General features: G+C 32.7%; 14 protein-coding genes. 12 read left to right on the plus strand and 2 right to left on the minus strand.

Annotated elements, in window-relative coordinates:
- Position 1: 1 nt before the first annotated feature.
- The 8 genes from lpxD (at position 2) to OLM57_RS12815 (ending at position 6779) form a co-directional block, all read left to right on the plus strand.
- Positions 2-1045: a UDP-3-O-(3-hydroxymyristoyl)glucosamine N-acyltransferase gene (gene lpxD / locus OLM57_RS12780; protein WP_264564079.1), complete on the plus strand. Its 1044-nt coding sequence runs from the start codon at positions 2-4 to the stop codon at positions 1043-1045.
- The gene (locus OLM57_RS12785) at positions 1038-2426 is read left to right on the plus strand and encodes a bifunctional UDP-3-O-[3-hydroxymyristoyl] N-acetylglucosamine deacetylase/3-hydroxyacyl-ACP dehydratase (RefSeq protein WP_264564080.1); all 1389 of its coding nucleotides are present in this window, start codon (positions 1038-1040) and stop codon (positions 2424-2426) included. Before lpxD ends, OLM57_RS12785 begins: the two co-directional genes overlap by 8 nt.
- Positions 2427-2495: 69 nt before the next feature.
- Entirely contained in the window at positions 2496-3281 is a 786-nt protein-coding gene (gene lpxA, locus OLM57_RS12790; RefSeq protein WP_264564081.1) for an acyl-ACP--UDP-N-acetylglucosamine O-acyltransferase, read from the plus strand.
- Positions 3282-3386: 105 nt separating this feature from the next.
- A complete protein-coding gene (efp, locus tag OLM57_RS12795; protein ID WP_264564082.1) occupies positions 3387-3953 on the plus strand; it encodes an elongation factor P in 567 nt (188 codons plus the stop codon).
- A gap of 69 nt (positions 3954-4022) precedes the next feature.
- Complete coding sequence (locus OLM57_RS12800) at positions 4023-4952, plus strand: UDP-3-O-(3-hydroxymyristoyl)glucosamine N-acyltransferase (RefSeq protein WP_264564083.1); 930 nt, start codon at positions 4023-4025, stop codon at positions 4950-4952.
- Between the two features lies 1 nt (position 4953).
- Positions 4954-5316 (plus strand): nuclear transport factor 2 family protein, encoded by a 363-nt coding sequence (locus tag OLM57_RS12805; protein WP_264564084.1) that lies wholly within the window; start codon positions 4954-4956, stop codon positions 5314-5316.
- An 87-nt stretch (positions 5317-5403) separates the two neighbouring features.
- Complete coding sequence (gene sucD, locus OLM57_RS12810) at positions 5404-6276, plus strand: succinate--CoA ligase subunit alpha (RefSeq protein ID WP_264564085.1); 873 nt, start codon at positions 5404-5406, stop codon at positions 6274-6276.
- 74 nt (positions 6277-6350) lie between these two features.
- The gene (locus OLM57_RS12815; RefSeq protein WP_264564086.1) at positions 6351-6779 is read left to right on the plus strand and encodes a hypothetical protein; all 429 of its coding nucleotides are present in this window, start codon (positions 6351-6353) and stop codon (positions 6777-6779) included.
- A gap of 72 nt (positions 6780-6851) precedes the next feature.
- Here the strand turns inward: OLM57_RS12815 and msrB are convergent, their stop codons facing one another.
- Positions 6852-7244, minus strand: a complete 393-nt coding sequence (gene msrB, locus OLM57_RS12820) for a peptide-methionine (R)-S-oxide reductase MsrB (RefSeq protein ID WP_264564087.1) — start codon at positions 7242-7244, stop codon at positions 6852-6854.
- Positions 7245-7249: 5 nt separating this feature from the next.
- Positions 7250-8113, minus strand: a complete 864-nt coding sequence (locus tag OLM57_RS12825) for an alpha/beta hydrolase (protein ID WP_264564088.1) — start codon at positions 8111-8113, stop codon at positions 7250-7252.
- Between the two features lie 188 nt (positions 8114-8301).
- Between OLM57_RS12825 and OLM57_RS12830 the strand changes: the two genes are divergently transcribed.
- The 4 genes from OLM57_RS12830 (at position 8302) to OLM57_RS12845 (ending at position 14845) form a co-directional block, all read left to right on the plus strand.
- Positions 8302-9732 carry a glycogen synthase gene (locus OLM57_RS12830; RefSeq protein WP_264564089.1) on the plus strand — a complete coding sequence of 477 codons (1431 nt, stop codon included), beginning with the start codon at positions 8302-8304 and terminating at the stop codon, positions 9730-9732.
- The gene (locus OLM57_RS12835) at positions 9722-11002 is read left to right on the plus strand and encodes a glucose-1-phosphate adenylyltransferase (RefSeq protein WP_264564090.1); all 1281 of its coding nucleotides are present in this window, start codon (positions 9722-9724) and stop codon (positions 11000-11002) included. Before OLM57_RS12830 ends, OLM57_RS12835 begins: the two co-directional genes overlap by 11 nt.
- 259 nt (positions 11003-11261) lie before the next feature.
- Positions 11262-13217: an alpha-1,4-glucan--maltose-1-phosphate maltosyltransferase gene (locus tag OLM57_RS12840; protein WP_319800248.1), complete on the plus strand. Its 1956-nt coding sequence runs from the start codon at positions 11262-11264 to the stop codon at positions 13215-13217.
- Entirely contained in the window at positions 13217-14845 is a 1629-nt protein-coding gene (locus OLM57_RS12845; RefSeq protein WP_264564091.1) for a maltokinase N-terminal cap-like domain-containing protein, read from the plus strand. The genes OLM57_RS12840 and OLM57_RS12845 overlap by 1 nt, the downstream gene beginning before the upstream one ends.
- Positions 14846-14877: the final 32 nt, after the last annotated feature.

Here is a 14877-nt window from a genome sequence, read left to right on the forward strand (position 1 = left end):
GATGAAATTTACAGCAGAACAAATAGCGGGAATATTAGAAGGAGAAATTGTTGGGGATCCCAATATTGAAGTTTCTCGATTATCCAAAATAGAAGAAGGATCTGAAGGATCACTTACTTTTTTGTCAAACCCAAAGTATATTAATTATATATACACAACAAAAGCTTCGGTGACTATTGTTAATGATACTTTTGTTCCTGAATTGCCTTTAACCACAACGCTTATTAAGGTATCAGATGCATATAAGGCTTTTTCTAAATTATTGGAATTTTATAATCAAGTAAAATTGAATAAATCAGGAATTGAGCAGCCTTCATTTATGGCTGAAAGTACTAAATTTGGTGACAACCTTTATTTAGGAAGTTTTAGCTATGTTGGAGATAACGTGGTTTTGGGTAATAACGTAAAGATATATCCTGGTTGTTTTATTGGTGATAATTCTATTATTGGTAATAATGTTATAATTTTTGCTGGGGCAAAAATTTATTCGGAAACCGTAATTGGAAATAATTGTACCATTCATTCCGGAACAATTATTGGTGCTGATGGATTTGGTTATGCACCAAATGAAGATGGTACTTACAATAAAATTCCGCAAATAGGGAATGTAATTATCGAAGATAATGTAGACGTTGGCGCAAATTCTACAATTGATAGGGCAACTTTGGGTTCAACAATAATACGGAAAGGAGTTAAAATTGACAACCAAATTCAAATTGCCCACAATGTTGAAATTGGACAAAATACTGTAATTGCTGCCCAATCTGGAATTGCAGGGTCTACAAAAGTGGGCGAGAATTGCATGATAGGAGGACAAGTAGGTATTGTTGGGCATCTTACAATAGGAAATAATGTTCGTATCCAAGCGCAATCAGGTGTTGGTCGAAATATAAAGGATAATGAAGTTTTACAAGGAAGTCCAACATTTGGATATTCAGATTATAGTAAATCGTATGTTCATTTTAAAAATTTGCCAAAACTGGTAAAAGAAATAGAAGATTTAAAAAAACAAATATTAAACCAAAAAAATGGAAACAATGGTTAAACAGAAGACCATCAAAGCAGAAATTTCGCTTACTGGAGTTGGATTACACACTGGGAAAGAAGTTAAAATGACTTTTAAACCCGCTCCAGTTAATAATGGATTCACATTTGTTCGTGTAGACCTTGAAGGGCAACCAGTAATTGAGGCTGATGCAAATTATGTGGTAAATACACAACGTGGTACTAATTTAGAAAAATTAGGAGTCAAAATTCAAACTCCAGAGCATGTTTTGGCTGCATTGATGGGCTGTGATTTGGATAACGTTATTATTGAATTAGATGCATCTGAACTGCCTATTATGGATGGTTCTTCTAAATATTTTATAGAAGCAATTGATCAGGCAGGGATTGTAGACCAAGAATTGAACAGAAATGTATATGTTGTAAAAGAGGTTATATCTTTTTTAGATGAAGCAACCGGTAGTGAAATCATGGTAATGCCCAGCGATCGATATTCTGTGACAGCTATGGTAGATTTTGGAACAAAAATTCTGGGAACTCAAAATGCGAATATGAAAGATATTTCTGATTTTAAAACAGAAATTGCAGATGCACGTACTTTTAGCTTTTTGCACGAATTGGAATCTCTTTTGGAAAATGGTCTGATAAAAGGAGGTGATTTAAATAATGCGATTGTTTATGTAGATAAAGATATTTCTGAAGCTACTATGGAGAATTTGAAAAAAGCTTTTGGGAAAGACGAAATCACTGTTAAACCCAATGGTATTTTAGATAATCTTACTTTGCATTATCCAAATGAAGCTGCAAGACATAAATTACTGGATGTAATTGGAGATTTAGCTTTAATTGGTACAAAAATACAAGGAAAAATTATTGCAAACAAACCTGGGCATTTTGTAAATACCCAATTTGCAAAGAAAATGGCTAAAATTATAAAAAGCGAACAAAGAAATTATGTTCCTACATATGATTTAAATCTTGAGCCTTTAATGGACATTCATAAAATAATGGCTGTATTACCACATAGACCACCATTTTTATTGATTGATAGAATTATAGAAATGTCTGATAGTCATGTAGTGGGAATGAAAAATGTTACAATGAATGAAAATTTCTTTGTTGGACATTTTCCTAATGCGCCAGTAATGCCAGGAGTTTTGATTGTTGAAGCAATGGCACAAACTGGGGGAATACTTGTTTTGAGCACTGTACCAGACCCTGAAAATTATTTAACTTTTTTCATGAAAATTGACAATGTAAAGTTCAAACAAAAAGTATTGCCGGGTGATACATTAATTTTTAAATGTGATTTGATAACCCCAATAAGAAGAGGTATTTGTCACATGCAAGCTAATGCTTATGCAAATGGAAGACTCGTAGCACAAGCCGAATTGATGGCACAAATTGCAAGAAAACAATAAAGGTTTAGATATTATATATCGAACCACAATAGATTTTAATCTAAGTAATATTAATATAAAAAAGAGCAGATGAATCAACCGTTAGCATACGTTCATCCAGGTGCGAAAATCGCCAAAAATGTTGTAATTGAACCTTTTACAACCATTCATAATAATGTTGTTATTGGGGATGGAACTTGGATAGGATCTAACGTTACGATAATGGAGGGAGCACGAATTGGGAAAAATTGCAATATTTTTCCAGGAGCAGTAATTTCGGCGGTTCCTCAGGACTTAAAGTTTGGCGGGGAAGATTCTTTGGCAATAATTGGGGATAATTGTACTATCAGAGAATGTGTTACTATAAATAGAGGAACTATTGCATCTGGACAAACTACATTAGGGAATAATTGTCTTGTTATGGCAACTGCACATATTGCCCATGATTGTCATATCGGTGATAATGCCATTATTGTAAATGGTGTTGCATTAGCTGGACACGTAATAGTTGGGAAATATGCAGTAATAGGAGGATTGGCAGCAATACATCAATTTATTCATATTGGAGACCATGCGATGGTATCTGGTGGCTCATTGGTTAGAAAAGATGTCCCGCCGTTTACTAAAGCTGCAAAGGAACCATTGTCTTATGTTGGAATCAATTCTGTTGGTTTAAGAAGAAGAGGTTTTACCACTGAAAAAATTAGAGAAATTCAAGAAATATATAGAATTCTTTACCAAAAAAATTACAATACGTCTCAGGCAATGGATATCATTGAAGCAGAAATGGAAGCAACTCCAGAACGTGATGAAATTTTGGACTTTATACGAAATTCTTCCAGAGGGGTAATGAAAGGATATTCTGGAAACTATTAATAAAATTGATTAGTCGTTATTTGTCAATTCGTTTAATCGAAAAACAAATTTCAATAACTCCTGATCGCATTCATCAAATTAACGAATTAACAAATAAACAATAAAATGGCATCTACATCAGATATTAAAAACGGATTGTGCATAAAATACAATAATGATATTTATAAAATTATTGAATTTCTTCATGTGAAACCAGGAAAAGGTCCTGCTTTTGTAAGAACAAAATTAAGAAGTTTGACCAATGGAAAAGTATTAGACAATACATTTTCTGCAGGTCACAAAATTGATGAAGTACGCGTTGAAAATCATAAATTTCAATTTTTATATCCAGAGGGAGATTTATTTCATTTCATGAATGTTGAATCTTTTGAGCAAATTTCTCTAAATAAAAACATATTGGATTCCCCAGATTTATTGAAAGAGGGAGAAAATGTAATGGTAAGTATTAATACAGAAACAGATTTGCCACTTTCTGTGGACATGCCTGCATCAGTAATACTTGAAGTTACTTATGCTGAACCAGGTATTAAAGGGAATACTGCAACAAATGCTACAAAATCTGCAACTGTAGAAACTGGAGCAACTGTAAATGTACCTTTGTTTATTAATGAAGGTGATAAAATTAAAATTGATACTACATCTGGTTCTTACATGGAACGAGTTAAGGAATAGTTGTCACTGTTTAGTGTTTGGTTTAATTGCAAACTGAACATTAAACACTGATTTCTGAATACTATATTTATGAAATTTCCAAAGGTTTATTCTTTACAAGATATTGCAAATTTACTTCAATGCGAATTTGTTGGAGATCCTTTGTTTCCAATTTATGGCATGAATGAAATTCATGTTGTAGAATCTGGCGATATCGTTTTTGTAGATCATCCAAAATATTATGATAAGGCTTTACAATCTGAAGCTACGATTGTTTTAATTAACAAAAAAGTAGATTGTCCAGAAGGAAAAGCTTTGTTGATTTCCGATGATCCTTTTAGAGATTTTAATGTATTGACCAAACACTTCATGCCTTTTGTGCAAGCAAATCTTTCTGTTTCTGCTTCCGCTAAAATTGGAAAAGGAACTATAATTCAACCAAATGCTTTCATTGGAAATAATGTTGTTATTGGAGAAAATTGCTTGATTCATGCTAATGTTTCTATTTATGATCACACAATAATTGGAAATAATGTAATTATTCATTCTGGTACCGTTTTAGGGGCTGATGCTTTTTATTATAAAAAAAGACCAGATGGTTACGACCAATTGATTTCAGGTGGGAGAGTTGTAATTGAAGATAATGTTGGAATCGGAGCTCTCTGTACTATTGATAAAGGTGTTACTGGCGATACTACCATCGGGGCTGGAACCAAAATTGACAATCAAGTTCATGTAGGTCATGATACTGTAATTGGAAAAAAATGTTTAATAGCTTCGCAAACCGGAATTGCAGGTTGTGTTATAATTGAAGATGAAGTAACCATTTGGGGGCAAGTGGGTACAACAAGTGGTATTACAATAGGAGCAAAAGCAGTAATTCTGGGTCAAACTGGTGTTACAAAATCAGTAGAAGGTGGTAAAAGTTATTTCGGAACTCCTATAGAAGAGTCTAGAGAGAAGTTGAAACAACTGGCTAATATTAAAAAAATTCCTGAAATTTTAAATAAAATAAAATAAGATGTCTGCTAAAGAGATAGTAAAAAAATTCTATAAATCAGATGCCTTTATTAGCGTAGAGGTTATGAAGGAATACTTGCACCCGGAGTTTATTCTGGATTGGCATAGTAGTAAAGGGTTTATTCAAATGGATTATAATTCTTTGATTGATTTGACAACAGAAATAAGTAGAGCTTATGTGAGAACAAAAGCGCGAATTACTCATATTATTGAAGAAAATAATTTGGTTTCGGTTCGTTTTTCTCACTATGTTAAGACTATTGAAAACCCTAGAGAAGAAATGTTATTGGCTCATATTATGATTATTTGGGAAATAAAAGACAATAAATTATATCGAGGCTATCAGATGAGTCAAGTGTTGTAATTGTAATTATTTTTAAAAAAAGTACAAAATAATTACAAAAGGCTTACTTTTGCATCACAATTTTAAAAACTACATAAAAAATATATCATGAGTGTTTTAGTTAATAAAGATTCCAAAATTATTGTTCAAGGATTTACAGGCAGTGAAGGTACTTTCCATGCTTCTCAAATGATTGAATACGGTACAAATGTTGTTGGAGGAGTTACTCCGGGAAAAGGAGGAACAACTCATCTAGAACTTCCTGTTTTTAATACTGTAAAAGATGCAGTTGAGCAAGCTGGAGCAGATACAACCATCATTTTTGTACCACCTGCTTTCGCTGCAGATGCAATTATGGAAGCTGCAGATGCAGGTATAAAAGTAATTATTGCAATCACTGAAGGAATCCCTGTTGCTGATATGATTAAGGCAAATAGTTATGTAAAAGAAAGAAACGCAAGATTAATTGGTCCAAATTGTCCAGGTGTAATTACTCCAGGAGAAGCTAAAGTTGGAATTATGCCAGGTTTTGTTTTCAAAAAAGGAACTGTTGGTATCGTATCCAAATCAGGTACTTTGACATATGAAGCAGCTGATCAAGTTGTAAAACAAGGATTAGGTATCACAACTGCTATTGGTATAGGTGGAGATCCAATTATTGGAACCACTACTAAAGAAGCTGTTGAATTATTGATGAATGATCCAGAAACCGAATGTATCGTAATGATTGGTGAAATAGGTGGTCAATTAGAAGCTGATGCAGCCAAATGGATTAAAGCAGATGGTAATCGCAAACCGGTTGTTGGTTTTATTGCAGGAGTTACGGCTCCAGCCGGACGTACAATGGGACATGCAGGAGCAATTGTTGGTGGTTCTGATGATACTGCTGAAGCTAAAAAGCAAATCATGAGAGAGAATGGAATTCATGTTGTTGACTCTCCAGCTGAAATTGGAAAGAAAGTAAAAGAAGTATTGGGTTAGTTTTCAATATTTTAAAAATAAAAATGCCAAAATGCCTCACGATTTTGTGGGGCATTTTTTTAATTATAAAAAATATGTACAAAGAATTAGAAAAGTTTACAGTAAAAGGGAATTTTACGTTTACACAGGAAGATAGTTTAGATGAAGTTTGTAACGCTTCAGAAACAGGGAGTGGAGTTTTCATTGTTTATGGTATTGCTGAAGGTGCCAAAGAATTGATTATGGTCGGGTCAACAGGAACCGTTCAAAACGATGGAACTTTAAAAAGTAAAAATGGCGGATTACATGATAAAATTGTAAATGGTCATCAATTTGCAAAAACGGGAAGAAAATATTCTTGGCCTGCCCAAATGAAAATTGAAAATATTGGTGCATTGGAAGTTTTTTGGTATGAAACTTTTAATGGAAATGTAAAAGGAATTCCAACTACGGTAGAAGGTCAAATTTTGCAAAATTTCTTGGATGAAAATGGAAAATTACCAAAATGGAATGTAGCTTTTTAATGTTGTCATTTAGATTTAAAAAAGGCTTTGCAAATTTGCGAAGCCTTTTTTATTTTGTTTTACAATGAAAATTTATTTTTGTTTAAAATCAACCGATAATGAATTTACACAATACCTTTGACCGGTCTTTGTAGGTCCATCATCAAAAACATGGCCCAAATGGCCACCACAATTGGCACAAACAATTTCAGTGCGTTTCATACCATGTGTTAAATCTGATATGTATTCTACTTTTCCAGGAATGGACTCATCGAATGAAGGCCAACCGCAATGAGCGTCAAATTTAGAATTGCTCTCAAACAATGGTTCCCCACAACCACCACAACAATAGGTTCCATTTTCATAATGCAGGTTGTATTTTCCTGTATGTGGATATTCAGTGCCTTTCTGACGAAGAATTCTATATCGTTCAGGTCCTAATTCTTCTTCCCATTCTTTTTCGGACTTTATAAAAGGATATTTCATGCTCTTTATTTTTTAATAAAATTAATGATTTTTTCAATTACCAGAGGGTCTGCAAGAATTTTTCTGTGCCCGAGTTCTTTGGTCAACATTAATTCTCCATTTTTAAGATGCTCATAAATATGTATTCCGGCTTTTACAGGAACTTCAGGATCGTTTTCATCATGAATAACTAAAATGGGAATAGTAGTTTTTGAAGCCGCTTTGTATGCACTAAAATCATCCATTTTCTCACCGTATTTTTTTTCAAAATACAAACGCAACGATTGACTGAATTCTGGTTTTAATTCTAATTTGGCTATAAAATCATCCAGTATATCTTGTACAATATCCCCACTTCCAATAATTACTGCACGATTAACCTGAAAACCTTCTTTTATAGCATTCAAAACAGACATCCCGCCTAAAGAATGGCCGATTGCAATTTCAAAAGGTCCATATAATTTATCAATTTCAATTATGGATGCAATAAAATCGACCATGATTGTTGAATGTCCAGGTGATTTTCCATGAGCCGGCGCATCAAAACTTAAGGTTGAATATCCTAATTTTAATAATTCATCAGCAATTTTAGACAGTTGGGTTCCCCTGCCAGACCATCCATGTACCAGTAAAACTTTCTTGTCACTTTTGCCATATTCGTAAATATTAATTTTCTTATTAATTGAAGGAATAAGTATTAATTTTTGAAAACTTTTTTTATCCATCTCCAATTCCCTTTTTGGAGCTTTATGTTTTATAGGAGTTGTGAATAATTTGGAAGCATAAATCGTACCTAAATAGGAAGATAAAAAAGAGATAAATCGACTTGAGAGTACTATAAATCTAGGAATTTTTAAAGGCTTTAGCTGATTTGAAGTGTTTTTTGTCATATTAATAAAATTATCGAATTGTCTTTAAAAATTAATTTTTTTTAACTAAATTTAAAAAACATAAAATTACTATAAATTTAATGTTAATATAATTTAATTTCATACTATAAAAATAGTATTTTATTGAATTTTGTACGCAATTGATAAGTAAGATCACGTCATAATCAAATAAGAATAAAAGGTAATTCATGGAAATATTTCACATTGGAGCAGAATGTTACCCAGTAGCAAAAGTGGGTGGTTTAGCCGATGTAATTGGAGCATTGCCAAAATACCAAAGCAGTACAGAAAATCAGGTTCGTGTCGTCATTCCGTGTTATCAAACAGTATTTAGATTAGAGAATGATTTTGAATGTGTGCATTGGGGTAAATTAAAATTGGGCAACTTTAATTTTCCTTTTAGTGTTTTGAAAGAAATATCAAATAAGTTGGGATTTGAGTTGTATTTAGTTGAGATACCTGAGCTTTTTGACCGACCCAATATTTATAATTATAGAGATGATATAGAGCGATTTTTATCGTTTCAAATTGCAACATTAGATTGGATCACAGGAAGAAGTTCGATTCCAGATATCATTCATTGTCACGATCATCATACGGCATTAATTCCTTTTATGAATAAATATTGTCCAAAATATGAAAAGCTAAGAGAAATACCCACACTGATTACCATTCATAACGGTTTATATCAAGGAATATTTTCTTTTAACAAATTATATTATTTGCCTGAATTTGATTTAATTCATGTTAAAGAATTAGAATGGGGGAATTGTATAAATTCTTTAGCAGCAGCGATAAAATGTGCAGATGAAGTCACAACGGTTTCACCTAGTTATCTCAATGAAATCAATAATTCGAATAATGGTTTGGAAACACTATTTCAACAGTTTCGTCACAAATCAAGAGGTATTCTTAATGGAATTGACATCGATGTTTGGGATTCCAATAAAGATCCAATGATTGAAAACAATTATTCGATAGAAACAATTGCTGATGGAAAACAAAAAAATAAAGAGTATTTATGTTCGCTTTTCAATTTGGATGCGTCAAAACCACTTTTTTGTTTTATAGGACGATTATATTATGAAAAAGGAGCCGATTTGCTGCCAGAGGTAGTTTTATCAGCTTTAACAACATACAAAGAAGAAATAAATATTTTAATTTTAGGACATGGAGACGTCGAATTAGAAAATCAACTTTCACATTTGCTTTCTGAATTTAGTGGAAATTATAATGTTTACATAGGTTACAATGAAGAATTAGCACATAAAACGTATGCTGGTTCCGATTTTATTTTAATTCCGTCACGAGTAGAGCCTTGCGGATTAAATCAGATGTATGCTATGCGATATGGAACAATACCAATTGTCAGAAGAACAGGAGGATTAAAAGACACTGTCGTTGATTTTGAAGATAATGGAAACGGAATTTGTCATGATAATGCTTCAGTTGAAGATATTTGTGATTCTATTCAAAGAGCTATCGATTTATATAAAAATAAAGAAATTATAGATCAAATTAGAATAAAAGGAATGAATACAAACCATTCTTGGGAAACCGTAAGCCAAGAATATATAGAATTATATAATTTAATTATTACAAAGAGGTATGAAAGCTAAAAGGAAAAAAGTTATCGCTATTATTTTAGGAGGTGGTCAAGGTTCAAGATTGTATCCCTTAACGGCCAGAAGGTCTAAACCTGCGGTCCCAATTGGAGGGAAATATAGATTGGTTGATATTCCAATTTCAAATTGTATGAATTCAGACATTTATAAAATGTTTGTATTGACACAATTTAATTCGGCATCTTTAAATGCGCATATCAAAAACACTTATAATTTCAGTATTTTTAGTCAGTCGTTTGTTGATATTTTGGCTGCTGAGCAAACGCCTGATAATCCAACTTGGTTTCAAGGAACTGCAGATGCTGTACGACAATGTATGCCTCACTTTTTAAATCATGATTTTGATTATGCTTTGATTCTTTCTGGTGATCAATTATATCAAATGGATTTTAACGAAATGCTTGAAGCACATATTGATGCAGAAGCCGACATTACTATCGCCACTTTGCCTGTAAATGACAAGGATGCCCCTGAGTTTGGTATATTGAAAACCAATTCGGAAAGTTGTATTGATTGTTTTATAGAAAAACCAGCTAAGGAGTTATTACCCGATTGGAAATCAGAAGTGAGTGATGAAATGAAGAACCAAGGGAAACATTATTTGGCTTCAATGGGTATTTATATTTTTAATAGAAAATTATTAATCGAATTGATGGCTGATCCAGATACAAAAGATTTTGGAAAAGAAATCATACCTCAGGCTGTTGGAAATAAAAAATTATTGAGCTATCAATACGAGGGTTACTGGACTGATATTGGTAATATAGACTCCTTTTTTGAAGCCAATATTGGTTTGACGGATGATATTCCAAAATTTAATCTATTTGATAATGATAATAAAATCTATACCAGACCTCGTTTATTATCTCCGTCCAAGTTCCATAAAACAATGGTAGAAAGGTCCTTAATTTCTGAGGGTTGTATCATTCATGCCAAAGCCATTACCAAATCTGTTATTGGGAATAGATCTCGAATAGGAGAGGACACTGTCATTCAGCATTGTTATGTAATGGGGAATGATTTCTATCAGAATATTGATGATATTAATGAAGATAATAAAAATGGTATACCATTAATAGGCATAGGGGAAAGATGTTTTATTGATAATGCTATTGTCGATAAAAACTGTAGAATCGGTAACGATGTGTATGTAAAAGGAGGTAAACACTTGGAAGATACAACAAATGAATTGTATTGTGTAAAAGAAGGAATTATTGTAATTCGAAAAGGAGCCATAATCCCAAATAATTTTATTATAAAATAAGTATTTCCCTTGAATTATCTTCCTAGATATTTCAAAAATGAAGATTAATTACACCAAATAGATAGTACAATTTATCGTACGATCTATTTGGTGTAACTAGTATTTAGCCGTACTACTGTCAATAATGCAAGAGAAAAACGAGTTATTCCTGTAAATTGATTTATAATTCATAAAAAATAATGCTTAGTAAATCAAATTAATAGAATATTTGTATTTTTTTAAATTAATTTTAATAAATATTTAATATTTACTAAATTACATGTTCAATTTAACTAACACCATGCAAAATCAAACCCGAATAATTATAGAAAATGTTTTACCACAACTCAATGGTGGTAGCTTTGTCATTAAAAGAATTGTTGGCCAAAAAATACTTGTTACAGCTGATGTATTTTCAGATGGACATGATGTTATCGAATGTTGCGTAAAATTCAAACACGAATCTGAAAAAAAGTGGCAAGAGGTTCGAATGACTCCTACTCAGAATGATGAATGGTTTGCAGAATTTCAAGTCAATAAACAAGGAAAGTTTACCTATTTTGTAGAAGGCTGGGTAGATTATGCCTTAAACTGGCAACATGGCACAGAACGCAAAATTAATGACAATCAATATGTAAAGTCAGAATTATTGGAAGGTGCAGAATATGTTCGTGCTATTCTCAATTTAGTTGATGCTTCCGATAATGAATATCTCAATCGACTTGTTTATTATTTTACAACCGAGTCAGAATATGATAATGCCGTTAGAGAAACAAAATCGGAAGAATTGATCCGGATTTTCAAAAAATACCCAATACGTCTTTTAGAAAATAAATCAATAGATTTAGAAGTCTATGTAGATCGAAAAAAGGCATTATTCAGCACTTGGTATGAATTTTTTCCACGTTCAGCTTCGACCGAAGAAGGAAAACACGGAACTTTCAAAGATTGCGAAAGATTGCTTCCTAGAGTTGCAGAAATGGGATTTGATACGCTCTATTTTCCGCCAATTCATCCGATTGGTGAAGTCAATAGAAAAGGAAAAAACAATGCTACAAATGCCGAATATGGCGATGTTGGCTCTCCCTGGGGAATTGGTTCTCATCACGGCGGACACAAATCTACCCATCCCGAATTAGGAACGATTGAAGATTTCAAAGAATTAGTAAAAAAAGCACAAGATTTAGGAATCGAAGTGGCCATGGATTATGCTTTGCAAGCCGCGCCAGATCATCCATATGTAAAAGATTTTCCGCAATGGTTTAAATGGAGACCAGACGGGACAGTTCAATATGCCGAAAATCCTCCTAAAAAATACCAAGACATTCAACCTATTTATTTTGAAAGTTCCGACTGGAAAAATCTTTGGAAAGAATTACTAGATGTCGCTTTATTTTGGATTGAAGAATGTAATATTAAAATCTACAGAGTTGATAATCCACATACAAAACCCTTTTATTTCTGGGGTTGGTTGATATCTGAAATCAAAAAAAAGCATCCCGATGTTTTGTTTTTGGCTGAAGCTTTTACACGTCCAAAAATCATGAACGAATTGGCAAAACAAGGTTTTAGTCAATCGTATACTTATTTTACATGGAGAAATTCTAAAAAAGAATTGACTGAATACGTAGAAGAGTTAACCCAAACCGAACAAAAAGAATTTTACAGACCTAATTTTTGGCCCAATACACCCGACATTAATCCTTTTGCATTGCAAAATGGAAATGAATCGGTGCATTTGCAAAAATATTTTTTGGCTGCCACATTGAGTTCAAATGTTGGAATTTATGGTCCTGTTTTTGAATATAGGGTCAGTACGCCAATGGCTCCTGGTAAAGAAGAATATTTAGATTCTGAAAAATACCAATGTTACAAATGGGACTGGACTATTCAAAACAAACTGACCACCCTAATTACCAGAATTAATACTATTCGAAAAGAACAAATTTCGTTGCAACAGACCAATAATATTGTTTTTTGTGAGACCAACAATGATCAGGTAATGGCATACTATAAGTTTGATGACGACAAACAGGATGAAACACTGATGATTGTAAGTTTGGATGCATTTCATACGGCCAAAGCAATGGTAAAATTGCCTTTAGACAAAATTGGAAGTCAACATATACAAGTTACCGATTTGATTACCGGAAATACCTATTCATGGAATAATGAATGGAATTATGTAGAACTTCCTTCCGAATTGCCTTTTCATTTATTTAAAATTCAGAAATAATGGCAGACAAAATTAACGAAGCCGAATATCAAAACCCATTTGTATTTCACACTGATTGGGAAGCTGCTCTTGAAGACGAAAATTTCAATAAAATTTTTGCTTCCGATATTTTAGAAAACTACATAATCAATAAAAGGTGGTATGGTGGTAAGGCCAGCACCTTAAAATATATTGAGATTGTTCATTCTTTTAAAATCTCATCAAATGATAATACCTATTACGGCGTTTTATTGGAAGTTAATTTTAAAGAAGCCTTTTATCAGCATTATTTTATGCCATTGGCATTTATGTCTGAAGAGGATTTAGATACCAATACTGTTATTGCTCCAGTTAAAATGAACGAAAAGGAGGGATATCTTGTAGATGCTTTACATCAGGAGGATTTTAGAAAATTACTTTTTGACAAGATCATCCATTCCAAAAAAAATGAGGAATCAAAAGTTACCTTTCACAAAGGAAAAGCATTGCATACCAAGGAATATGTTTCGTCCCATTTTATGGGAGTGGAACAAAGTAATACTTCTATTGTTTATAATGATAACCTGGTTCTAAAAATCTTCAGAAGAATTTACATCAGCATGAATCCTGATTATGAAATCAGTCGTTTCCTGACCGAAAGAATGAATTTTAAACATTCACCTGCCTATACTGGAAGCATTAGTATAGTTTCGTCTGAGGGAAACATCACTCTTGGCTTGATGCAAGAAATGGTGCCTAATCAAGGCGATGCATGGAAATATATGCTGGAAGAAGTAGATCGAATTTTTGACAATTTGAATACCAAAAAGATTTCAATCAGTAGACTTCCGGATATAGAATTATTCAAAAGATTAAGGTTGAATGACGTCCCTCATGAAATTATTGATTGGGCAGGGTTAAGTATTTTTCTAAAAATTCAAACTTTGGCAACGCGAACAGCCGAAATGCATATTGCTTTGGGTAGTGACATTCATGAAACTGCCTTTACACCACTTACTTATAATGGAGATTATTCGGTTTGGTTAAAAAACAGATTGACTTATCAGTTTCAAAACCGCTTGAATATTTTAGAAAATAATTTGCACAAGTTGGATGGATTAGCATTAGAACTGGCGAATCAATTTTTGGATCACAAAAAAGAAATTAGAAAAGCATTCCTTGATTTTGACTGGACACAGATGAAATCAGAACGTATTCGTATTCATGGAGACTATCATTTGGGACAGGTTTTAGTAAACGGGGATGATTTTTATATACTTGATTTTGAAGGAGAACCGGAAAGTACCATTCGCGATCGGAAAGTGAAACAGCCTCCTTTAAAAGATGTTGCCGGAATGTTTCGTTCTTTTCATTATGCTATTTATGCTACTATTTTCAACAGCAATGATAAATATCCTTATGAACAAGACGAACTTTTTAAGGCTGGTGAAATTTTATACAAATATTTTGTAGGCGTTTTTCTGAACACCTATACTGAAGTAGCTCAAGGTGGAAATCTAAATATTGGCTATATAAAAGAGATTGATTTTTTATTGAAATATTGCCTCTTGGAAAAAGCCATCTATGAATTGGGTTACGAATTAAATTCCAGACCGAGATGGTCAGTTATTCCTTTGAGAGGAATTGCCAGTATAATGAATTTTAAATAAGAATTAGTTGATTACAATTTCAACAAAAAATA

This window comes from Flavobacterium sp. N3904 (genome assembly GCF_025947305.1).
Lineage (GTDB): Bacteria > Bacteroidota > Bacteroidia > Flavobacteriales > Flavobacteriaceae > Flavobacterium.